The sequence below is a fragment of the Nitratireductor sp. genome (assembly GCF_017794765.1).
GTDB lineage: Bacteria > Pseudomonadota > Alphaproteobacteria > Rhizobiales > Rhizobiaceae > Nitratireductor.
On sequence record NZ_CP051236.1, the window covers coordinates 1,831,823 to 1,853,135 of the forward strand.

The window sequence follows — 21,313 nt, forward strand, 5'->3', positions numbered from 1 at the left end:
CGTGGGTTTTCTATCGGTCCGCCTCCCGCCAGCGCGGGTTGATCCAGGGCTCCTGATTGGACGGGCTGAGTGGGGTGAGACCAAGGATATGGTCGGCAGCCTTTTCGCCGACCATGATCGACGGGCCGTTCAGATTGCCATTGGTGATACGAGGGAAAATCGACGAATCTGCGACCCGTAGACCTTCGACCCCGATTACCCGGCATTCGGCATCCACCACGCTCATGGCGTCGTTCGCCGCTCCCATGCGGCAGGTGCCGCAGGGGTGATAGGCGCTTTCGGCGTGTTCGCGGATAAAGGCGTCAAGGTCGTCATCGTTCTGAACAGCCTCGCCCGGCGCGATCTCGCGGCCGCGATAGGGGGTGAAGGCGTTCTGCGAGAAGATCTCGCGGGTGATGCGAATGCAGTGACGGAAACCGCGCCAATCGTCCGGATGGGACATGTAATTGAACCGGATTTCCGGTTTCTCCCACGCATCGCCCGATCTAAGGCGGACCGTGCCGCGCGACTTCGACCGCATCGGCCCGACATGGGCCTGGAAACCATGACACTTCGCTGCTGCCTTGCCGTCATAGCGGATGGCGACAGGCAGGAAGTGGAACTGGATGTCGGGATAGTCGACCCCGGCAGCAGAGCGCACGAAGGCACCGGCTTCGAACTGGTTTGAGGTGCCAAGCCCCGATTTCAGGAACAGCCATTGCGCGCCTATCAACGCTTTGGAAAGGAGATTGAGCTTTGAGTAGAGCGTAATCGGCTGAAGTGATTCCTGCTGGATATAGAGTTCCAGATGGTCCTGCAGATTGGAACCGACACCGGGGCGATCCGCCACCACATCGATCCCATTGTCTCGCAGATGCTCTGCCGGGCCGATGCCCGACAGCATCAGGAGTTTTGGCGAATTGATCGAGGAAGCTGCGACGATGACCTCACGTCGTGCTTTAACGACATGAATCTTTTTATGAACTTCGATCTCGACCCCGACGGCACGTTGATTCTCCATGACAATGCGCCGGGCGAAGCCTTTGACGAGACTCACATTCTTTCGTTTGAGCGCTGGCTTCAGATAGGCATTGGCGGTGGACCAGCGCCGGCCCTTGTGAATGGTCTGCTGAAGCGCGCCAAAACCTTCCTGTTTTGATCCGTTGTAATCTTTCGTGGTCTCGAAGCCCGCCTGGCGGCCGGCTTCGATGAAGGCTGAAAAGAGCGGGTTGTCGCGTGGTCCCTTGCGGACATGGAGCAGGCCTTCCGTGCCGCGCCAGCCGGGTTCGCCATCGGCCATCGTCTCCATGCGCATGAAATAGGGAAGGACGTCCGCATAGGCCCAGCCAGTCGCACCCTCATTGGCCCAGTGGTCGAAGTCGCGCGCATGGCCGCGCACATAGACCATGCCGTTGATGGAGGAGGAACCGCCGACCACCTTGCCGCGCGGCGTGGCGAGCACGCGTCCGCCCAGGTGCGGTTCGGGCTCGCTCTCAAAGCCCCAGTCATAGCGCGACATGTTCATGGGGAAGGAGAGGGCGGCGGGCATCTGGATGAAGGGGCCGAAATCGCTGCCACCATATTCGATTACGATAACGGAGTTTTTACCGTCTTCGGAAAGGCGGTAGGCGAGCGCGGCACCGGCGGAGCCGGACCCGATGATGACGAAATCGGCCTCATGCATGGGGCAGGCTCCCATGGAACGGATGCGAGGCAAGCGCCATGTCGAGATAGTCTTCGACAAGGACGATGGCAGTGGCCGAATCCTCGACGCCCTCGCCAAGCGCGCGGCGCAGATAAAGACCGTCGATGAGGGCGGCGATGCCGTGCGCGATGCGGATGGCGCTTGCGCGGGGAAGATGAGAAAGCCCGCTCATCAGGTCGCTGTGCAGGCGGCGCACATAGATGCGGAAGAGGCGGCCGAGTGCGGCATCGCGCCGGGCCTCCACATAGAAGGCGAGCCATGCGGCGATGATCTCGGGCCGGAACTGTTCGGGCGACAGGTTCACCGCGATGATCGTGCGGACCCGCTCTGGACCGGAAAGGGGCGCGATGGCAGGGCGGACTTCCTCGCCAAGCTGCGCCAGGATGTGGCGCATCGTGGCGAACAGAAGATCATCCTTGCCGCCGAAATAATGATGGGCAAGGGCGGTCGAGACGCCGGCGCGGCCGGCAATGTCTGACATGGTGACGTTGAGCGCACCGCGCTCACCAATGGCGCTGATGGCCGCATCGATGAGGGCGCGGCGGCGTATGGGTTCCATTCCGATCTTGGGCATGGGTATCATTTATTATTGATTGACTAGTCAATCAAGAAAATTTCTCAATTTATCGGTGGTGTTTTGGGTTGAAACTCAGGAATTGTAGACTTCGTTGAACCGGCTACATGCCGATACCCAGGCATGAGTGTCGAGACACATCCATTCAATCGCCTCTAGCGCCTCCGCGTGCATTTGTAGGGCGCTCCCAAAAATTGGTTCATGGTGGGCAACTCGGTTGCGGAACCGGCGAAGCGCATTCATACGACCGTGGACATCCTTTCGCTTCTTACCCGTCTTGGCCTTAAAGCCCTTGTGCAGGGCATTTCGCCAAAGACTGGCATCGTAGCGTTGGGCAAGTAAGCCAACCCAGAACGAAAACTTCAGTTCGGCAACAATGTCACCCTGCTTGGGGTTACCCAATTTTGCAATTGCATCCTGAATCGCCATGTGGGCATCTTGCTGGAGTGGAGGCTTTCCATTTGTGAGCCAATCGCAACCGTAAACAGCAGACATTTCATAGTCGATCGAATTGCGAAGGCATATTTCGAGCCCCTGCAATGTGGTGTAAAGTGCTTCTGAAAGACGCGTGTTTCGTTCGTAAAGGCCGATAGCGGCGTCGAGATTTTCATCAGTCGCAACAAGATATTTGCCTAGACGCGCGCGGGAAATGGTGCGTTGAAGAGATTGATTTATTGCCGCCGTTCTCAAGTCGTTCACTTGCCCTTCATAAAAAACGTGCTATATCCACTAGCGTATACCCCGGGTCGGCCTCTGCTGAAAAGCATGCTCCCGGGGTCAGTCATTTTTGGGCTCAGCTTTTTGCAACTGCTACTCGGGTTCAGCTTAGGCACCTGAGAATTTAACAATTCCAACGCCCAGTCAAAGTCTTCCACTGTATCCACAAGTTCTGCTTCAATGGCGGGAGTAACACACTGCAACCTATGGATTTTGCAGAAGATGTAAAACTCAGTGCATAGAGCAGCCAACCGCATGTGGTTGTCGAACGCCTTTGAACAATTCGATGGTCAGTCGGGTGAAGGGACGCAAACGCATCTTGTTCGTGAAGTTCTGGTACTCTGAAATAGAACTCAGATGCCCCGGCAAATGCAGGGTCTGCCTTGTATGCGCGGTTTCTTGGCGCTGGTGCATTGCCGTAGAGCTTCGCCAACTGAGCATGGTTAACGTCACAACCCAGATTTCAGACTGGGAGACGATCCCGCAATCGCTCGAGTAAGGAACATCAGTCAGCGAACAGGGGCTTTGCGGAAAATAGTTCATGCTTGAACAAAGTCGTCGGCGGATTTATGGTGCCGCTCACATGTTTGCTCTAATCTGCGGCATAAAATGCCGCCCTCCGGGAGAGACGCGATGACCGCATGCATTGTGGGCTGGGCCCATTCAAAGTTCGGCAAGCTGACGGATGACACGCTTGAAGGGCTGATCGTTCAGGTGGCGCGCGAGGCGCTGGACCATGCCGGCATTGGGCCCGAGGATGTGGACGAGATCGTGCTCGGCCACTTCAACGCCGGTTTCTCACCGCAGGATTTTACCGCCAGCCTCGTGCTGCAGGCCGATGACCGGCTGCGTTTCAAACCGGCCACGCGGGTGGAAAACGCCTGCGCGACCGGCTCTGCCGCTGTGCGGCAGGGCGCTCGCTCCATCGCTGCGCGCGACGCCCGCATCGTGCTCGTGGTGGGCGCGGAGCAGATGACAAAAACACCCGGTCCGCAAATTGCAGAAAACCTGCTGAAAGCGTCCTATTTACCGGAAGATGGCGAGATTCCGGGCGGTTTCGCAGGCGTGTTCGGAAAAATCGCCGATGCCTATTTCCAGAAATATGGCGACCAGTCGGACGCGCTGGCGACGCTTGCGGCCAAGAACCACAAAAACGGTGTCGAGAACCCGTTTGCGCAGATGCGCAAGGATCTGGGTTTCGACTTCTGCCGGCAGGAGAGCGAGCGCAATCCCTATGTGGCCGGTCCGCTGAAACGCACCGACTGTTCGCTCGTTTCGGATGGTGCGGCTGCGATCGTGCTGGCAGACACGCAGACGGCACTTTCGATGCGCCGCGCGGTTGCGCTCAGGGCAAACGAACATGTGCAGGACTTTCTGCCCATGTCCAAGCGCGACATCCTCAAATTCGAGGGGTGTGAGGAAGCCTGGAAGCGCGCGTTGAAAAGCGCGGGCGTGACGCTGGACGATCTCTCTTTCGTGGAGACCCATGACTGTTTCACCATTGCCGAACTGATCGAATATGAGGCGATGGGGCTGGCAAAGCCGGGCGAGGGCGGAAAGATTGCGCTCGAAGGCCAGACCGAGAAGAACGGGCGGCTGCCGGTGAACCCCTCAGGCGGGCTAAAGGCCAAGGGGCACCCGATCGGTGCGACCGGCGTTTCCATGCATGCGCTGACGGCGATGCAGCTGACCGGGGAGGCTGGCGGTATCCAGATCCCCGACGCGAAGCTGGGCGGCATCTTCAACATGGGAGGCGCCGCGGTCGCCAACTACGTGTCGATCCTTGAACGGATCAAGTAGCGGGCGAAGGCTTTTCGCTCGCCGTTGCGGACGGCCATAGATCGACGCGGCCAAAACCCGGCACCTTTAGCGCCGGGCGGCGCAGATCGAGGCCTGCGACCAGCCCGAGAAAATGCAGCTCGACACCGGAGCGCAGGCCGGCGGCAAGGCCGGCAAGCCCGCCGAGCGAAACATGGATGTCGCTCCAGTCGGGCGTGTGATCGAACGCCAGCAGGCCCGGACGATAATCGCGCCCGACAGCGGTTGGTGGCAGGGCGATGTCGAGATCAGGCACGTTGCGCAACACATGCGCGGTGAAGGAATTTGAATTCGGTCCGGGCCAGATCCCGTAGTCACCGCGCTGCGAGAAGGGATAGCTGGCGATGGCTGCTTCCACCTGCGGCATGAGCCGCTCGGCTTCTTCTCCCTTGATGGCAGCCACGACATAAGGTGTGTTGGAATACCAGCGCCCGTCTGCCAGGTAGGCGTTGCGGCGCACGGGGCTGCCCCAGCCGACCTTGTCATAGCGATCATAGCTTGATGCATCTGCGTATTTGAGCACGAGCCAGCTATGGACCGAAAGAGCGCCCTTCATGCCGCCGGTGCGGGCGGCCATGACATAGATTGCAGCCTGTGGATCGTCGGTCGCTTGCGGAAGAACGCCGCTTGCCGACCAGTCGGCGCTGCGCCACGAGCCCGGCCTGTCTTGCATGGCCCACCATGCCAGCGAGGCGAAGGCCGGCAGAATGAAGACAAGGGTGATAAACAGCAAAGTCCGCTTGAAAAAACGCATGAGGGCCAGTCTATTGCGGTTGGCTTGATTTGAAAGTGAATCCCGCAAAATACGGTGAAAACATGGGCAATCCGGTTCTGGTGGAAGTGCTGCGCGGTAACGTTGTCGAGAGCAGACATCGTGGCGCGATCGCCGTTTTCGATGCGGATGGCGGAAAGGTGATGAGCCTTGGCGACACTGATCGGCCCGTGTTTCCACGTTCTGCCGTGAAAGCCATTCAGGCGCTGCCATTTGTGGAAAGTGGGGCGGCGGATGCGTTCGGCTTCGGCAATCGAGAGATCGCGCTTGCCTGTTCGTCGCATTCGGGCGAGCCCGAACACGCGGCGCTGGCGGTTGCCATGCTTGAGCGAGCAGGGCTTGGAAGCGATGCCTTCGAATGCGGGGCACATTGGTCATCAGAGCAAAATGTGCTGATCGAGCAGGCGCGCGATCTCTCGGAGCCGACGGCGGCGCATAACAATTGTTCGGGAAAACACGCGGGTTTTCTGTGTACCTGTGCGCATCTCGGCCATGACCCGCGTGGTTACGTGGCGTTTGGGCACCCGGCACAGGAAGCCGTGAAGGCGGCCATGGAGGAGGTGACGGGCGCGGCGCATGAGAGCGATCAGTGCGGCACGGATGGCTGTTCCATACCCACTTATGCGGTGCCGTTGAAGGCGCTTGCACAGGGGTTTGCGCGGATGGCGACGGGGACCGGGTTCGCGCCGGACCGGGCGAAAGCCGCAAAGCGCATTTTCGCAGCCTGTATGGCGGAGCCATTTTATGTGGCAGGCAGCGGGCGGGCCGATACGCGCATGATGGAAGCAGGCAAGGGACGCATCTTCACCAAGACGGGGGCCGAAGGCGTGTTTTGCGCAGCTGTTCCCGAGAAGGGGCTCGGCATCGCGCTCAAATGCGATGACGGCACGACACGGGCCGCAGAAGTGATGGTCGCCGAAGTGTTGGCTCAGCTTCTGGATGGTGATGCATTGGCCGAGACGCTGCGTGAGATGGCCCGACCAGTTCTCACCAATCGGCGCGGGTTCGAGGTGGGGTCTCTGCGGCCCTCGGAAGCGCTGGTCGTGCGCGCGGATTAACTTGAGCGGTTGCCCGCAAGCGTCAGATGCGAAATGGTCTCGCTGCCGGACTTCAGCAGATCGCCGGTGGCGGGCTCTGCCCAGCGATGGCCGACCACTGCGCCATTGGGTGTTTCCTCGAAGACATTGCCGGAAATGACGGCTGCGCCTGAACCTTCGACCACGGAAATGATGATGCCGGTTTTCGCCTTGCGGATGACATTGCCCGAAGCCGTGACGTTGCGCAGGAAGGGGCCCCAGCCCATGCGGATGCCGGCAAGCGGTGCGTTTTCGATGATGTTGCCGGTGACCGTGCTGTCGGCCTCGACATTGATGCCGATGCCGAAACCGGCCATGGGTGAGGGATAGGGGCCATTTTCTGACAAGTTGCGGATGATGTTGCCGGTGCAGGCGCAGAGCCGTCCACCCTTGTCGAAATTGGCCATGGAGATGCCGTGGGCAGCCCCATCCACCAGATTGCCGCTGAGAACGGCACCCTGAAAGGCGAATTCCGCGTAAAGTGCGGTTTCGCCCGAGCGCAGGCAGGTGTTGCCGTATATCTGGAGATTGCCGGCGCTGTTGCCGCGTATGGCTGAGAAGGCGCAGTCCGCAATTTCATTGTCCGACACACGGACATTGTCGGCGCGATATGCATTTATGCCATTGCCGTACTGGCCGGTGCCGCCCCTGTCGGCGCGGATGCGGCTGATGCGGTTTCCAGAAACACGGCTGCCGTCCGCGCCTGGAGCGCTGCGGTGGATCAGAATGCCGCCATTGCCGCATTCGGTGACGGTGTTTTCAATGACATCAAGGCCACCCGAATCCAGTGCGTAGAGCGCGTAGTCGGTTACGCCGGTGATGGCGCAATCGCGGACGCTGCCCTGTGTGCGGCGGAGCGAGAGGCCATTGCCGCCGCTGTTGGCGAAGACACAGTCCTCGATGGCAATGTGGCGGGTATCTTCAATGTCGAGCAGGCCGCCGCCTGAACCGGAAGGCGGCATGAGCCTGCCATCGAATGCGAGACCGGAAAGCGCGAGATGGTGACTGTCTCGCGCAGTGAACATCGATCCAAGGTTATCCTGCTCCAGATGCGTGGCTCCCGGAACGCCGAAAAGACGGGTTTGCCGGGGAAGCGCGAGGTCGGAGAGACGGTAGCGGCCCGGTGGCAGGAATATGGGAATGGAGTCCGCGCTTGCCCGTTCAAGCAGGTCCTGGAGGGCTGCAGTCTGGTTCTGGGCTGCGTTGGGTGTGAGGCCGAATTCGGCTGCGTTTGCGGCACCCGTTGCAGCGCGTCGCAGTGCGGCGTCAGCAAAGGCTGTGCGCGGCATCGCAAGACCGAGAACGGCAAATCCTGCAGTGGCTTTCAACAGGCGGCGGCGGTTCATATTGGTACAACTCCGACTTTGCCCGCTGTTAAATGCAGGTTTCGTGCCGCAGCGTCAGGTGTCTAGCGGGACGGTATGGTCGCGGAAAAAACGGGCGGCGCCTTCTTCGTCGATCTCGCCGGCGGCGAGGTCCATCACGAAAGTGTATAGCAATCCGTCATTGGCAGTCATGCGGTAGCCGTGAAGCAGGAGAAACGTACCCGCTGCAACGATTGCCGTGCGCTTGTTGCCATCCACAAAGGCGTGGTTTCGTGCAAGATCGAATGCGTAGGCGGCGGCGAGCGCGTGGACGTCCGGCGTTTCATACAGGGCCTTGTTCTCTGCTCTTGCGAGAGCGGATTCAAGGGCGTTATCATCGCGGACGCCGCGCGCGCCGCCGTGCCTGCGCAATTGCTCTTCATGCATCGCTTCCACGGCAAGCCGGGAGAGGAATGTCCAACTCATTCGGCTAGCTTTTGCAACGCGACCTTGTATCGATCCATGAACTGCCGCGCCGCTTCCATCTGACGTTCGAACTGATCGTCGGCTGCGGCGAGAGACACGCCATTGTCGGTCTCCGTGAGCACCAGTTGGTCTCCCGATTTCAAGCCTTTCCGCTCAAGCACCTCCTTCGGCAGGATGACACCTTCCGAATTGCCGATCTTGCGAATGGTTACGTTCATGGCTTTGGCTCCGTGTGTTATAACTTAAGGTATAACATGGCGCCGGCCATTTCAAGATCAGGGCGTCAGCCTGATTTCAGCAGTCGGTCGAGCAGTTTTTCGGCGGCTTCGGGAATGACCGTTCCGGGCGGGAAGATTTCGGCCGCACCCGCCTCGCGCACCGCTTCGAAATCGTCGGGTGGAATGACGCCGCCGGCGACGAGAAGAATGTCGCCATGGCCGCGCTTTTCAAGCGCCTGCCTCAGCTCGGGAATGAGGGTCAGGTGACCGGCGGCAAGCGAGGAGGCACCGACGATCTGGACGTCGTTGGCGATGGCAAGCTCGGCCACTTCCTCAGGTGTCTGGAACATCGCGCCGACCGTGACGTCGAACCCGAGATCGCCAAAGGCGGTGGCAATGACCTTCTGGCCGCGATCATGTCCGTCCTGACCGATCTTGGCAATCAGGATGCGCGGGGCGGATCCGGTCTTCTTGCGGAATTTTTCCACCTTCTGCTGCGCCTGTTCAAAAGCGGTGAGGTCGCCCACTTCCTTGCGGTAGACGCCGGAAATGGTGCGGATCTCCGCGACATGACGGCCAAAGGCCTTTTCGAGGGCGGAGGAGATTTCACCCACCGTCGCGTTGGCGCGGGCGGCGCGCACGGCGAATTCGAGAAGGTTTCCGTTCCCGGCGGCCGCATTGGTCAGAGCTTCCAGCGCGCTTTCGGTTTCAGCCACATCGCGTGTGCCCTTGAGCTGCTGCAGCTTGGCGAGCTGGCGGGCACGCACTTCGGCGTTGTCCACCTTGAGCACGTCCACCTTGGTGTCGCGCTCAGGCTGGAAGCGGTTGACGCCGACCACTGTCTGCTCGCCGGAATCGATGCGCGCCTGGGTGCGGGCTGCAGCTTCCTCGATACGCATTTTCGGAACACCCTTTTCGATGGCCGCAGCCATGCCGCCGAGGCTTTCCACCTCTTCGATGTGTTTGAGCGCACGATAGGCGAGGTCGTGGGTAAGGCGCTCGACAAAATGGGAGCCGCCCCATGGATCGATCATGCGCGTCGTGCCGGATTCAAGCTGCAGGACAAGCTGTGTGTTGCGGGCAATGCGCGCGGAATGGTCGGTCGGAAGCGCCAGGGCCTCATCGAAGGCATTGGTGTGCAGCGACTGGGTGTGACCCTGGGTGGCGGCCATGGCCTCGACCATGGTGCGCACGATGTTGTTATAGGGATCCTGCGCCGTCAGTGACCAGCCGGAGGTCTGGCAATGGGTGCGCAGGGAGAGTGAACGCTCGTTCTTCGGCGCAAAGTTCTTCTGGAGAAGCGTCGCCCACAAAAGTCGTGCGGCGCGCATCTTGGCCACTTCCATAAAGAAATTCATGCCGATGGCCCAGAAGAAGGAGAGGCGCGGCGCGAAACGGTCGATGTCGAGGCCGGCGGCGATGCCGGCACGCGCATATTCGATGCCGTCGGCGATCGTGTAGGCAAGCTCCAGATCCGCCGTCGCGCCGGCTTCCTGCATGTGGTAGCCGGAAATCGAGATCGAGTTGAACTTGGGCATTTTCTCCGCCGTATAGGAGAAAATGTCCGAAATGATCCGCATCGATGGTTTGGGCGGGTAGATATAGGTGTTGCGGACCATGAACTCCTTCAGAATGTCGTTCTGAATGGTGCCCGAGAGATTTTTCTGCGCTACACCCTGTTCTTCTGCCGCGACGATATAAAGCGCCATGATGGGCAGGACCGCGCCATTCATGGTCATCGATACGCTCATTTTATCGAGCGGGATGCCGTCGAAAAGCTGGCGCATGTCGAGAATGGAATCGATGGCGACGCCTGCCATGCCCACATCGCCGGCAACCCGCGGGTGGTCGCTGTCATAGCCGCGATGGGTGGCGAGGTCGAAGGCGACGGAAAGGCCTTTTTGCCCGGCGGCAAGGTTGCGCCGGTAGAAGGCGTTGGATTCTTCCGCCGTGGAAAAACCTGCATATTGGCGGATCGTCCAGGGCCGGCGCGCATACATGGTGGGGTAGGGGCCGCGAATGAAGGGTGCGGCGCCCGGATAGGTATCCAGAAAGCGCAGTCCCCTCACATCATCTTCAGAATAGAAGGACTTGATCTCGATGCCCTCGGGCGTTGCCGCGGGCGGTGCCTCAGAGGGAAGAGGCGAGGTTTCCGGATCCGACCAGTCGATGCTGGCGAAATCCGGGATCATGCGATGCCTCCTCCGGTCTCATCGAGACGCTGGGCGAGAAGCGGCTGACAACGCACCGCAGCTGTTTCTCCCGAGAAGTCGGGCGACTGAGCCTTCAGCGTCTTCACCGGGCGCTCTTCGGCTGCCGGGTAGATCGTGGTGCCGACAATGGGTTTCTTGCCGTCGTTGATGCGTTGCTCACGGCGCTCACGCATTTCCAGAACACGTTCCTGAATATGGCCATTCATCAGGCTGCGCAGCACGCCGCCTTCACTCTCGATACGGCGGAATTCGTCCCACGCCTTTTCGCACAGGGCGGCAGTGAGCGTTTCCATGCCGCCGGCACCGGCGGCCGGATCGATTATGAGGTCGAGATGGCTTTCGCCGGACAGAATGAGCTGCGTGTTGCGGGCAAGCCGCCTTGCATCTTCGTCCGGCAGACCGTGAACGATGGTGTGCGGCAGGACCGACAGCGAATCGGCACCGCCGACAGCCGCCGCAAACGCAGCGATGGTGGTGCGCAGCGTGTTGGTTTCCGGATCCTTCGCCGTCATCATCCGGTAGGAGGTTTCGGCGTGGATCGTGGCGAGCGAGGGTTCGATGGAGCAGGTCTCCTGGACCCGCGCCCAAAGGCGGCGCAGCGCCCTTATCTTGGCGATCGACAGGAACTGATCCTGATCTACACAGAGAGAAAACCCGATATGCGGTGCGGCATAGACGAGCGGCTGGCGCGCCTGCTCGAACATGCGCAGATGCGAGACGGCGGAGGCCAGCATGATGCCGAGCTCCTGAGCCTCGGAGGCGCCCGCATTGTGGAACACGCGGCCATCGCCCTCAAGCAGGATGCCGGGCAGGTCCATGGCGAAGAAGCCCGCAAAGGACTGCGGCATGGATGCTTCCAGCGCCTCGATCGACATGCGCAGTTTGCCGGTACCGGCAAAGGTGGCCGCAGGTGAAATGCCGAAGGAAAGCGTCATGGCGGCCGGGTTGATGCGGCGCTCGGTGAAGATCTGGGTCAGCCAGTCGACGATGGCGCGGCTGCTGGGATTGGCGTCCATGCGCAGGTAGAGCCCCTGAAGGTCTATGCCTTCGAGCGCTTTGGCAACCGCTTCGGGCGTGGCTGGAAGCCCGTAGCCGAATGCGTTGGGCGCGCCTTCAAAGACGAGGGCGAGGCCCGTCGCGCCCTGGGCGATGTCTTCCTTTGCCTGGCGGTTCGCGCGAACCGGATCGGGGTCGTCCATGCGCTGGACCGCTGCCCAGCCGGACTTGTCGCGTCCACGGGCGAGCGGCTTCGCGTCCTGCATGCGCTCATAGAGCGCGCGCATGGAAATATTGTCATCCGTTTGCCACGAAAGTGCCTCGGGACCGGCTTCGCCTTCCAGGGATTCGATCACGAGATCGCGCCAGCGCTCCTGGTCGATCTGAGGAAATTTCACTTTTTTCAGGATCGCGCGATCCATCATGCCTCCCGATTCGCCGTTGGCCCGGAACTCTGCCCGCCCGATGGGCATCAGACCTCAAGGGCAACCAACCTGTCATTGCAAGGCAAGTTTAGGACGCCATAGGAGACGCCGCAATGCACAATAGGCCGAATAGCCGGCTAGCGTTGCAGGAAAGCCGCGCTTTACTTCACGCACAACGACATTGAGACTTTCCGCGAGGCTGACTATACCGGGGAACCACAGAATTCAGCGGGACCGGCAAGCGAGGCGGAGTGCAAATGGCGGAAGACAGCATCTTTCTGGGGGCCAGCCGGCATCCCGACGACAGCTACCAGCAGGCCGAACGCCTACTGCTCAGATATGCCAACCGGCATGGCCTCGTCACCGGCGCGACCGGCACCGGCAAGACGGTCACCCTCCAGATTTTAACGGAAGGCTTCTCCAATGCGGGCGTTCCGGTATTCTGCGCGGATGTGAAGGGCGATCTCTCCGGCATTGCGATGATGGGTGAGGAAAAGGATTTCCTCACCAAGCGCGCCGATACGATCAAGCTCGATCCCTATGAATTTCAGGAGTTCCCGGTCATCTTCTGGGACCTTTTCGGGGAAAAGGGACACCCGATCCGCACAACGATTTCGGAGATGGGGCCTCTGCTTCTGTCACGGTTGATGAATTTGACCGATGCGCAGGAAGGCGTCTTGAACATCGCTTTCCGGATTGCAGACGAGGAAGGTCTTCTGCTTCTGGACATGAAGGATCTGCAGGCGCTTCTCGTTCATGTCGCCGACCGCGCCGACGAGATCGGCGCGCGTTACGGCAATGTGTCAAAACAGTCGGTGGGGGCAATCCAGCGGACATTGTTGGTGCTGGAACAGCAGGGCGCAAATTTCTTCTTCGGCGAGCCGGCCTTGAAGATCAGTGACATCATGCGCACCACGCCGGATGGTCGCGGTGCCATCAATGTGCTGGCTGCCGACAAGCTGATGATGAACCCGCGCCTTTATGCCACCTTCCTGCTGTGGCTGCTGTCAGAGCTTTTTGAAGAATTGCCGGAAGTGGGCGATCCGGACCGCCCACGGCTCGTGTTCTTCTTCGATGAGGCGCATCTGCTTTTCGACGAAGCGCCGAAAATCCTGGTCGACCGCGTGGAGCAGGTGGTGCGGCTCATTCGATCAAAGGGTGTCGGCGTGTACTTCGTCACGCAGAACCCTCTGGATGTGCCTGAAACCGTGTTGAGCCAGCTCGGCAATCGTATCCAGCACGCGCTGCGCGCCTATACGCCGCGCGAGCAGAAGGCGGTGAAGACAGCCGCTGACACGTTCAGGCCCAATCCCGAATTCGACTGCTTTGAAGCAATTACCAAGCTCGGGGTAGGTGAGGCGCTGGTGTCCACGCTGGAAGCAAAAGGCGTTCCGGCGATGGTGCAGCGGACGCTCATTCGCCCACCGGCGTCCAGACTGGGACCAATCACAGACGTGGAACGCGACAGGCTGCTGAAGGCAAGTCCAGTGTTCGGTCAGTATGACGAGAGCATCGACCGCGAATCAGCATTCGAGATTCTGCAGAAGAAGGCGGAGGACAAGGCCAAGGCCGAAGCCGAGGCGCAAAAGGCAGAAGAGGCAGGCGCGGCGGAAGAGCGCTCTCGCTGGTCGCTTCCCGATTTCGGCGGCAGTGGCACCACAACCACCACAAAACGCAAGACCACCACAAGGCGGCGCACATCCAACCGTCAGTCGGTCAGTGAGGCTGCGCTCAAATCCGTGGTGCGTTCGGTGGGGACGTCGCTCGGCCGGGCATTGGTGCGCGGCATTCTGGGGAGTTTGAAAAAGGGGCGCTGATGGCGCCCCTTTGAATTTCTGATCCTGACAGAAACGCAGGTCTAGACGCTGCGAAGGCCGGAGGTGACGAGGATCGGCGAACCGTCCGGGACGCGGTTGTAGAGATCAATCACATCCTGGTTGATCATTCGCACGCAACCTGAGGAGACCGATTTGCCGATGGTCCACCATTCCGGAGAACCGTGAACGCGGTAGAGCGTATCCTTGCCGTTCTCAAAGATATAAAGCGCGCGGGCTCCGAGCGGATTGGCAACGCCCGGCTGCATGCCGCCGACCCATTTATCGTTGGCCTTGTCATATTCCGCGCGGTATTTTTCCAGCTCGGGACGACGGTCGATCATTTCTGCCGGCGGGAACCAGCGCGGCCACTGCTGTTTGTACTTGATCTCCGCGCGGCCTGCCCACTCGAACCCGGCGCGGCCAAGGCCGACGCCGTAGCGCATGGCACGACCACGCTCGCGAACGAGATAGAGAAAATGATTGGCCGTATCGACCACAATGGTGCCGGGACGCTCACCCGTCGGGTCAGCGACTTCCTGGCGATAATAGCGCGGATTGATCTTGTCGATCGGAACTGCGGGAATGTCGTATCCGGCATCCGTAACCGCTCCATACATGGAGCTGTACTGCGTCGGCCCTGGCTCGGGTTCGCGCCGCGGCGCCACGCTGGGCGTATCGCCAGAGGTGCTGACACATGCGGAAAGGCCAAGTGACGCGGCGCCAGCGGCGCTTATGGACAAAAAGCGGCGCCGGTTGAGAGATCGTGCGGCAATGGGGGAATTGGACATGGTTTCTTCGTATACTCGCGTTTCGTCAGGACCGGTGAGTGCGACAACCCTTTCGGATGCATCGCCTCCCTTTTGGGGATAACCCCAAGCTTCCCTCCCTGGGTTCCGAAAACATATCGGAGTGTGCTTGATAGACCGAGTAAACTTGACTTGAAGGTGAAAAATGCCGCACCCACACGAGTTATCGGGCAAGTGTGTTATAGATGCATCATAATCAAGAGGTCTCGGGCGCGGCACACTCGCTAAGCAACAAGCCCCTCCAGTGAAGGAAGGATGAGATCGGGCGGGAAGTCTTCATATTCGTCGGGCTGGTCGGTTCGGTTGAGCCAAACGGTGCGAAACCCGAATTGCCGCGCTCCGGCGATATCCCAACGGTTGGAGGATTGAAAAGATACGGTTTCCGGGTAAAGCCGCCAGGCGTTGGTCACCATCTCGTAAACGCTTTGGTCGGTCTTGAAACGGCGAACGGACTCCACCGAGAAGACTTCATCCAGAACGGAATCGAGGGCTGACGAACGGATGGCCGATTCGAGCATGGCAGGGGACCCGTTTGACAGAATGGCGAGCCGTGCCCCACCTGCCTTGAGCGCCTTAAGCACCGCCGGCACTTCCTCGTAGCAATCCAGTTGCCAGTAGGCGTCGAGCAGGTCCTGCCGCAGTCGCCGATCGATCGAGGGAATCTTTGCAAACGCATAATCGAGCGCCCGCTCTGTCATGGTCCAGAAATCCTGATACTGGCCCATGAGTGTGAATACCCAGGAATATTCAAGCTGCTTTGCCCGCCATAATTCCGAAAAACGCTGTCCTTCGGGCCCGATCTCGCCGGCGTGACGGCGCACAGCCGCATGCACATCGAACAGCGTACCATATGCATCGAAGACGAAAGCTGCGTGCCGCATGAAAACTCCCTGTTTGTGTCATCCACTTGACCGCACCTGCAAACGGCGGTCAAGAAACGCCCTCTGGCCTCATCGATAGCGATGCCGAGACGATTGACGAAATCCGATAAAGCCATTTCGATGCATGGCACAAGGAACTGAAGAATTTGCATCTCTGCCGGGATACGCAAAGAAGCACAGGAAGGGAAACACAGCATGACCGTGGTGAGCGAAGTCCAATCGACGACCTGGACCTATGTTGACGGCGATTGGCATGAGGGAAACGTACCGCTCATCGGCCCGCGCAGTCATGCCATGTGGCTGGGCTCGACCGTGTTCGATGGCGCCCGCTGGTTTGAGAATGTCGCCCCCGATCTTGATCTTCACGCCAAACGCGTCAACGCGTCGGCTGCCAATCTTGGCCTCACACCCAAGGTTTCGGCCGATGAGATCATCGGACTGGCCAAGGATGGTCTGAAGAAGTTCGACGGCAAAACGGCCGTTTATATCCGGCCCATGTACTGGGGCGAACATGGTGGCTATATGGGTGTTCCCGCCGACCCGGATTCAAGCCGCTTCTGCCTTTGTCTTTATGAAGCACCAATGCTGGAACCGACGGGATTTTCGGTGACCGTCTCCCCGTTCCGCCGGCCGACCTTCGAAACGGCGCCGACCAATGCAAAGGCCGGGTGCCTTTATCCCAACAATGGTCGGGCAATCATGGAAGCGCGCAGCCGCGGCTATGACAACGCACTGGTACTGGACATGCTTGGCAACGTGGCCGAAACTGGCAGCTCCAATATTTTCATGGTGAAAGACGGTGTGGTCTTCACACCAGCGCCGAATGGTACTTTCCTTTCAGGTATTACCCGTAGCCGCGTGATCATGCTTCTGCGGGACGCGGGCGTCGAGGTGGTCGAGAAGACACTTTCGGTGAAGGATTTCCTCGACGCGGACGAAGTATTTTCTTCGGGAAATCATTCAAAGATCGTCCCCGTCAGCAAGGTCGAAGACCAGAATTATCAGGCTGGACCTGTGGCCAAAAAGGCGCGTGAGCTCTATTGGGAGTGGGCCCATTCCGGGTTGCCCGTCTGATACACCGGGAACAATCGGGAGCGATGGGTATTGTCTCACCAGAGGCGCAACCCCATCTGCGTCCTGCAGAATTCAACCACCTGTACGAGGGAGTTTACCACCATGGCTTTTGAACTGCCGGATCTGCCTTATGATTACGAGGCGCTGCAGCCCTTCATGTCGAAGGAGACGCTGGAATACCACCACGACAAGCACCACAAGGCCTATGTCGACAATGGTAACAAGCTTGCGGCAGAAGCAGGCATGGACGGCCTTTCCCTCGAAGAGGTCGTCAAGCAGTCCCATGGCAAGAATGCCGGGCTCTTCAACAACGCTGCCCAGCACTACAACCATGTCCATTTCTGGAAATGGATGAAAAAGGGCGGCGGCGGCACAAGTCTTCCGGGTGCCCTTGCCAAAGCGATCGACAGCGATCTCGGCGGCTATGACAAGTTCCGCGCCGACTTCATCAACGCCGGCACCACGCAGTTCGGTTCAGGCTGGGCATGGCTCGCCGTCAAGAACGGCAAGCTTGAGATCATGAAGACCCCGAATGGTGAGAATCCGCTCATTCATGACGCCAAGCCGATTCTGGGTGTCGATGTGTGGGAGCACTCCTATTACATCGATTATCGCAATGCCCGTCCTAAATATCTCGAGGCGTTCGTCGACAGCCTGATCAACTGGGATTACGTACTGGAGCTTTACGAACAGGCGTCGTAACAGCGTTTTGCGATTTCACAATCAATACAGTTTCGGACTGTACGAAAGGCCCGGTCGATGCCGGGCCTTTTTTTGATTCGGAAAGGCCTTCACGAAACCGTGAGCGCGCGTTCCGGAATAAATGCGGGTCACAGGCGTTGATCGGGGTATTGTTCGAACAAATCATCGGAGGGTTCTCATGAAGAAAATTGCGCTTGCCGTTTCAGCTCTTTGTTTATCGATCTCGGGCGTCGCCGCTGCTGATGATCCCATTGCCGTTCGCAAGACGATCATGCAGGCGAACGCTGCCTCCGCGGGCCTGGCGGGCGCGATGCTAAAAGGGGAACTGCAGTACAATCCCGCGATTGCCAAGGCCGCTATCCTTACCTTGAGCGCGAGCGCGAAATCATTCGGTGAGTTCTTCCCCGAAGGTTCGGGTGATGGCGACACGACGGCAGCCCCCGCTATATGGGATGATCCCGAGGCCTTTCAGGCCGCACTCGACAAATACATGACTGACACGGCGGCTGCTGCTGAAGCGTCCGGCAAAGACGGACCCGCTGATCTAGCGACGTTTCAGGCCGCGATCGGACCGGTTTTCGGAAACTGCAAGAGCTGCCACGAAAAATTCCGCGTGCAGAACAACTGATCCGGGGTCTTCGGGATTGTCATGAAAAAGACGTTGCTTGCTTCGGCCTTCGTGATCATCGTGGGCGGTGGAGCGGCGTTCTGGATACTGAGTGCTCCGACCCCGCTTGAGGCCGGGGCACTTGGTGCTCTGGAAGTGCCAAGTACAGAACGCGGCGAACAGGTGTTTTGGGCTGGGGGGTGTGCTTCCTGCCACGCGCGCCCCGGGGCTGACGGCGATGCGCGGCTGGAGCTTGCAGGAGGCGTTGAGCTGAAATCCGATTTCGGCACCTTCGTTGCGCCCAACATCTCAACACATTCAGAGGACGGTATCGGCAACTGGAGCGAGATGGATTTCGCCAATGCGATGCTGCGCGGCATTTCCCCTGATGGTGAGCACTATTATCCCGCATTTCCTTATCCGTCCTACGCAAGGATGACGGCACAGGATGTGAGCGATCTTTTCGCCTTCCTGAAAACGCTGCCGGAAGTGGAAGGGCAAGCCGGAGAACACCAGCTTTCCTTCCCGTTCACAATGCGCCGTGGTGTCGGCCTCTGGAAACTCGCCTTCATGCATGACGAGCCGGTCGTCCCGCTGACGACGGACGCGTCCGAGGCGGAAAAGCGCGGGCGGTATCTCGTTGAAGGCCCTGGGCATTGCGGCGAATGCCACACGCCGCGGAATTTCGCCGGAGGGCAACTCTACGATCAGTGGCTTGCAGGAGCCGTGTCAGCCGAAGGCGAGGGGATCGTACCCAACATCACCTCCGGGGAAGGCGGCATCGATTCCTGGTCGACGGGGGATATCGCCTACTATCTGGAGAGCGGGTTCACGCCGGAGTTCGATTCCGTTGGCGGGGCCATGGTCTCCGTTCAGAAGAACATGGCCCACCTTGCCAAGGAAGATCGCGAAGCGATTGCCGCCTATCTCAAGTCGGTGCCGGCCAGAGCTAACGGCTATCCATCTTCCCGGTGACCTTCAAAACGAAGGCATAGGTAAGCGCCTTTTCCTCGAGCCGTGAAAAACGGCCCGAGGCTCCGGCGTGACCGGCATCGAGATTGGTTTTCAGGAGGACCGGATTGTCGCCCTTTTTCCGATCGCGCAGCCGGGCCACCCATTTCGCGGGTTCCCAGTAGGTAACGCGCGGATCTGTGAGGCCGGCAAGGGCCAGGATGGGTGGGTACTCTTTCGCGCTTACATTGTCGTAGGGAGAATAGGCGGCAATGGTGTCGTAATCCTCACGCGAGACGATGGGATTGCCCCATTCCGGCCATTCGGGCGGGGTGAGGGGCAATGTGTCGTCGAGCATTGTGTTGAGCACATCGACGAAAGGCACGGCGGCGACAATGCCCCCAAAGGCTTCCGGCGCCATGTTGGCAACCGCGCCCATCAACATTCCGCCGGCCGACCCGCCCTCCGCAACGATGCGGTCGTGGCTGGTGTATCCCTCGGCCACGAGATGACGGGCGGCGGCGATGAAATCGGTGAACGTGTTGACCTTTTTTTCGCGTTTTCCGTCCTCGTACCAGGCGTAACCCTTTTCCTTGCCTCCGCGGATATGCGCGATGGCGTAGACGAAACCACGGTCGACCAGAGACAGGCAGTTCGTATTGAAAGAGGCGGGCATCGCCATGCCATAGGCTCCATAACCGTAGAGCAGGCAGGGGGCTGAACCGTCGAGCGCTATACCCTTGCGATAGACCAGAGACACCGGCACCAGTTCGCCATCGGGCGCAGGCGCCATCAGACGACGCGTCACATAGTCGTCCGCATTGTGCCCGGACGGTACTTCCTGCGTTTTCAGGAGCGTGCGGGTGCGAGTGCGCATGTCGTAGTCAAACACCTGCTCCGGCGTGGTCATTGATGAATAGGAGAAACGCAGCGTATCGGTCGCGTATTCGTAGGATCCCTGAAGCCCAAGCGAATAGGCCTCTTCGTCGAAGGCGATGGTATGCTCGGAACCATTGTGGCGATCGCGAATAACGATGCGCGGCAGTCCATCTTTGCGTTCGAGGCGGACGAGATAATCGGCGAAGGCCATGATCGCGAGGATCAGGCGGCCGGGCTCGTGAGGCACGAGATCCTGCCAGTTTTCGCGCGCGGGGTTGCTGGCCGGTGCGGTGACAATCTTGAAATCCTTGGCGCCATCCGCATTGGTCAGGATGAAGAAGATATCGCCGCCTTCCTCGAGATCGTATTGAAGGCCGGTTTCGCGTGGCGCGACCAGGCGTGGCGCGGCTTCCGGATCGTTGGCCGGCAGGATGAGGCATTCCGACGTTTCGTGATCGTGGGCGGAAATATAGATCCACTCCTGCGTGCGGCTGCCGGAAACGCCGACGAAAAACCCTGCATCGGCTTCTTCATAGACGAGGCGGTCGGAGGCAGGCTCCGCGCCAACGCGGTGGAAAAACACTTTCGAAGGACGATGGTTCTCATCGAGACGCGTGTAGAAAAAACCATCGCTCGCCGCATCCCACACACCACCGCCGCCTGTCTCGGCAACGATGTCGGGCAGGTCTTCGCCGGTGGCGAGGTCGCGCACGCTGATCGTGTAGAGTTCAGAACCCTTGTCGTCATGGCCCCACAGAAGACGTTTGTGATCGGGCGAATGATCGACCCCGCCGACGCGGAAATAGCTCTTGCCCTCGGCTTCTCGGTCACCGTCCAGCAGCGTCTCCTCCGCGCCGCCGCCGCTGGGCAGGCGGAAGAAGCGCGGATACTCGCCTCCGGTCCGGAACCCGGCGGCATAGGCATAGGGGCCATCTCTGGAAGGCACGGACGTCTCATCTTCCTTGATGCGGCCGCGCATCTCGGCGACGAGAGTCTTCTGCAACTCTTCCGTATCGACCATGAGCGCTGCCTGATAGGCATTCTCGGCTTCGAGATGGGTACGGATGTCGTCGGCAAGGAGGCTCGGGTCGCGCAGGACCTCCTGCCAGTTTTCAGCACGCATCCAGGCATATTCATCCGTGCGCTCGATGCCGTGGCGCGTGTCCTTCACGGGATGTGCGCGCGGCGAGGGGGCTTTTGCGTCCATGGCGAACGGTTTGGAAGTCATGAGGCTACCTTGTGAATATCTGCGAGAAGCGAGTGCGGCGCGCCGCAGGGAATGCCTCCTTCATGTCCCGAGCGAATAGGGCATG

Annotated in this window: 19 protein-coding genes; 7 read left to right on the forward strand and 12 right to left on the reverse strand. The window is 59.8% G+C overall.

Annotated elements, in window-relative coordinates; translation table 11 throughout:
* Nucleotides 1-10: 10 nt before the first annotated feature.
* The 3 genes from betA to HF949_RS08635 form a co-directional block, all read right to left on the reverse strand.
* Entirely contained in the window at nt 11-1,663 is a 1,653-nt protein-coding gene (betA, locus tag HF949_RS08625) for a choline dehydrogenase (RefSeq protein ID WP_292899917.1), read from the reverse strand.
* On the reverse strand, nt 1,656-2,258 hold the full coding sequence (gene betI, locus HF949_RS08630) for a transcriptional regulator BetI (protein ID WP_292899919.1): 603 nt from the start codon (nt 2,256-2,258) through the stop codon (nt 1,656-1,658). The genes betA and betI overlap by 8 nt, the downstream gene beginning before the upstream one ends.
* Before the next feature lie 75 nt (nt 2,259-2,333).
* Nucleotides 2,334-2,957 carry a hypothetical protein gene (locus HF949_RS08635; RefSeq protein WP_292899920.1) on the reverse strand — a complete coding sequence of 208 codons (624 nt, stop codon included), beginning with the start codon at nt 2,955-2,957 and terminating at the stop codon, nt 2,334-2,336.
* 651 nt (nt 2,958-3,608) lie between these two features.
* On the opposite strand from HF949_RS08635, the gene HF949_RS08640 reads away from it, so the two are divergent.
* Nucleotides 3,609-4,775 (forward strand): acetyl-CoA acetyltransferase, encoded by a 1,167-nt coding sequence (locus HF949_RS08640; protein WP_292899922.1) that lies wholly within the window; start codon nt 3,609-3,611, stop codon nt 4,773-4,775.
* On the opposite strand, the gene HF949_RS08645 is transcribed toward HF949_RS08640, so the two are convergent.
* Nucleotides 4,768-5,547 (reverse strand): DUF3750 domain-containing protein, encoded by a 780-nt coding sequence (locus tag HF949_RS08645; protein WP_292899924.1) that lies wholly within the window; start codon nt 5,545-5,547, stop codon nt 4,768-4,770. The genes HF949_RS08640 and HF949_RS08645 overlap by 8 nt on opposite strands.
* 62 nt (nt 5,548-5,609) lie before the next feature.
* Here HF949_RS08645 and HF949_RS08650 point away from each other — a divergent pair, with 62 nt between their 5' ends.
* On the forward strand, nt 5,610-6,623 hold the full coding sequence (locus tag HF949_RS08650) for an asparaginase (RefSeq protein ID WP_292900085.1): 1,014 nt from the start codon (nt 5,610-5,612) through the stop codon (nt 6,621-6,623).
* Here the strand turns inward: HF949_RS08650 and HF949_RS08655 are convergent.
* From HF949_RS08655 to HF949_RS08675, 5 genes are all read right to left on the reverse strand, one after another.
* The gene (locus tag HF949_RS08655) at nt 6,620-7,987 is read right to left on the reverse strand and encodes a TIGR03808 family TAT-translocated repetitive protein (protein WP_292899926.1); all 1,368 of its coding nucleotides are present in this window, start codon (nt 7,985-7,987) and stop codon (nt 6,620-6,622) included. The genes HF949_RS08650 and HF949_RS08655 overlap by 4 nt on opposite strands.
* 54 nt (nt 7,988-8,041) lie before the next feature.
* A complete protein-coding gene (locus HF949_RS08660) occupies nt 8,042-8,431 on the reverse strand; it encodes a type II toxin-antitoxin system death-on-curing family toxin (protein ID WP_292899927.1) in 390 nt (129 codons plus the stop codon).
* Nucleotides 8,428-8,649 (reverse strand): AbrB/MazE/SpoVT family DNA-binding domain-containing protein, encoded by a 222-nt coding sequence (locus HF949_RS08665; RefSeq protein ID WP_292899929.1) that lies wholly within the window; start codon nt 8,647-8,649, stop codon nt 8,428-8,430. The genes HF949_RS08660 and HF949_RS08665 overlap by 4 nt, the downstream gene beginning before the upstream one ends.
* Before the next feature lie 65 nt (nt 8,650-8,714).
* Nucleotides 8,715-10,841, reverse strand: coding sequence for a methylmalonyl-CoA mutase (scpA, locus tag HF949_RS08670; protein WP_292899931.1), 2,127 nt, complete (start codon nt 10,839-10,841; stop codon nt 8,715-8,717).
* The gene (locus HF949_RS08675) at nt 10,838-12,283 is read right to left on the reverse strand and encodes a methylmalonyl-CoA mutase family protein (protein ID WP_292900087.1); all 1,446 of its coding nucleotides are present in this window, start codon (nt 12,281-12,283) and stop codon (nt 10,838-10,840) included. Before HF949_RS08675 ends, scpA begins: the two co-directional genes overlap by 4 nt.
* A 257-nt stretch (nt 12,284-12,540) precedes the next feature.
* On the opposite strand from HF949_RS08675, the gene HF949_RS08680 reads away from it, so the two are divergent.
* Nucleotides 12,541-14,100, forward strand: coding sequence for a helicase HerA-like C-terminal domain-containing protein (locus HF949_RS08680; protein ID WP_292899933.1), 1,560 nt, complete (start codon nt 12,541-12,543; stop codon nt 14,098-14,100).
* 41 nt (nt 14,101-14,141) lie between these two features.
* Here HF949_RS08680 and HF949_RS08685 read toward each other — a convergent pair whose 3' ends face one another.
* Both HF949_RS08685 and HF949_RS08690 read right to left on the reverse strand, forming a co-directional pair.
* Nucleotides 14,142-14,888, reverse strand: a complete 747-nt coding sequence (locus HF949_RS08685) for a L,D-transpeptidase (protein WP_292899935.1) — start codon at nt 14,886-14,888, stop codon at nt 14,142-14,144.
* 242 nt (nt 14,889-15,130) lie between these two features.
* Nucleotides 15,131-15,787, reverse strand: coding sequence for a haloacid dehalogenase type II (locus tag HF949_RS08690; RefSeq protein ID WP_292899937.1), 657 nt, complete (start codon nt 15,785-15,787; stop codon nt 15,131-15,133).
* Nucleotides 15,788-15,982: 195 nt separating this feature from the next.
* Here HF949_RS08690 and HF949_RS08695 point away from each other — a divergent pair, with 195 nt between their 5' ends.
* From HF949_RS08695 to HF949_RS08710, 4 genes are all read left to right on the forward strand, one after another.
* Nucleotides 15,983-16,861, forward strand: a complete 879-nt coding sequence (locus tag HF949_RS08695; protein WP_292899939.1) for a branched-chain amino acid aminotransferase — start codon at nt 15,983-15,985, stop codon at nt 16,859-16,861.
* Nucleotides 16,862-16,963: 102 nt separating this feature from the next.
* Nucleotides 16,964-17,563 (forward strand): superoxide dismutase, encoded by a 600-nt coding sequence (locus tag HF949_RS08700; RefSeq protein ID WP_292899941.1) that lies wholly within the window; start codon nt 16,964-16,966, stop codon nt 17,561-17,563.
* Between the two features lie 178 nt (nt 17,564-17,741).
* Nucleotides 17,742-18,191, forward strand: coding sequence for a c-type cytochrome (locus tag HF949_RS08705; RefSeq protein ID WP_292899943.1), 450 nt, complete (start codon nt 17,742-17,744; stop codon nt 18,189-18,191).
* Between the two features lie 21 nt (nt 18,192-18,212).
* Nucleotides 18,213-19,145 (forward strand): cytochrome c, encoded by a 933-nt coding sequence (locus HF949_RS08710; RefSeq protein WP_292899945.1) that lies wholly within the window; start codon nt 18,213-18,215, stop codon nt 19,143-19,145.
* Here the strand turns inward: HF949_RS08710 and HF949_RS08715 are convergent.
* The gene (locus tag HF949_RS08715; RefSeq protein ID WP_292899947.1) at nt 19,120-21,228 is read right to left on the reverse strand and encodes a S9 family peptidase; all 2,109 of its coding nucleotides are present in this window, start codon (nt 21,226-21,228) and stop codon (nt 19,120-19,122) included. The two genes, HF949_RS08710 and HF949_RS08715, sit on opposite strands and share 26 nt — an antisense overlap.
* Nucleotides 21,229-21,313 lie beyond the last annotated feature (85 nt).

Coding starts and splice junctions, on each gene's coding strand:
- betA (WP_292899917.1), bottom strand. CDS start 1,663: ATGCATGAGGCCGATTTCGTCATCATCGGGTCCGGCTCCGCCGGTGCC.
- betI (WP_292899919.1), bottom strand. CDS start 2,258: ATGCCCAAGATCGGAATGGAACCCATACGCCGCCGCGCCCTCATCGAT.
- HF949_RS08640 (WP_292899922.1), top strand. CDS start 3,609: ATGACCGCATGCATTGTGGGCTGGGCCCATTCAAAGTTCGGCAAGCTG.
- HF949_RS08645 (WP_292899924.1), bottom strand. CDS start 5,547: ATGCGTTTTTTCAAGCGGACTTTGCTGTTTATCACCCTTGTCTTCATT.
- HF949_RS08650 (WP_292900085.1), top strand. CDS start 5,610: ATGGGCAATCCGGTTCTGGTGGAAGTGCTGCGCGGTAACGTTGTCGAG.
- HF949_RS08655 (WP_292899926.1), bottom strand. CDS start 7,987: ATGAACCGCCGCCGCCTGTTGAAAGCCACTGCAGGATTTGCCGTTCTC.
- HF949_RS08660 (WP_292899927.1), bottom strand. CDS start 8,431: ATGAGTTGGACATTCCTCTCCCGGCTTGCCGTGGAAGCGATGCATGAA.
- HF949_RS08665 (WP_292899929.1), bottom strand. CDS start 8,649: ATGAACGTAACCATTCGCAAGATCGGCAATTCGGAAGGTGTCATCCTG.
- scpA (WP_292899931.1), bottom strand. CDS start 10,841: ATGATCCCGGATTTCGCCAGCATCGACTGGTCGGATCCGGAAACCTCG.
- HF949_RS08675 (WP_292900087.1), bottom strand. CDS start 12,283: ATGATGGATCGCGCGATCCTGAAAAAAGTGAAATTTCCTCAGATCGAC.
- HF949_RS08680 (WP_292899933.1), top strand. CDS start 12,541: ATGGCGGAAGACAGCATCTTTCTGGGGGCCAGCCGGCATCCCGACGAC.
- HF949_RS08685 (WP_292899935.1), bottom strand. CDS start 14,888: ATGTCCAATTCCCCCATTGCCGCACGATCTCTCAACCGGCGCCGCTTT.
- HF949_RS08690 (WP_292899937.1), bottom strand. CDS start 15,787: ATGCGGCACGCAGCTTTCGTCTTCGATGCATATGGTACGCTGTTCGAT.
- HF949_RS08695 (WP_292899939.1), top strand. CDS start 15,983: ATGACCGTGGTGAGCGAAGTCCAATCGACGACCTGGACCTATGTTGAC.
- HF949_RS08700 (WP_292899941.1), top strand. CDS start 16,964: ATGGCTTTTGAACTGCCGGATCTGCCTTATGATTACGAGGCGCTGCAG.
- HF949_RS08705 (WP_292899943.1), top strand. CDS start 17,742: ATGAAGAAAATTGCGCTTGCCGTTTCAGCTCTTTGTTTATCGATCTCG.
- HF949_RS08710 (WP_292899945.1), top strand. CDS start 18,213: ATGAAAAAGACGTTGCTTGCTTCGGCCTTCGTGATCATCGTGGGCGGT.
- HF949_RS08715 (WP_292899947.1), bottom strand. CDS start 21,228: ATGACTTCCAAACCGTTCGCCATGGACGCAAAAGCCCCCTCGCCGCGC.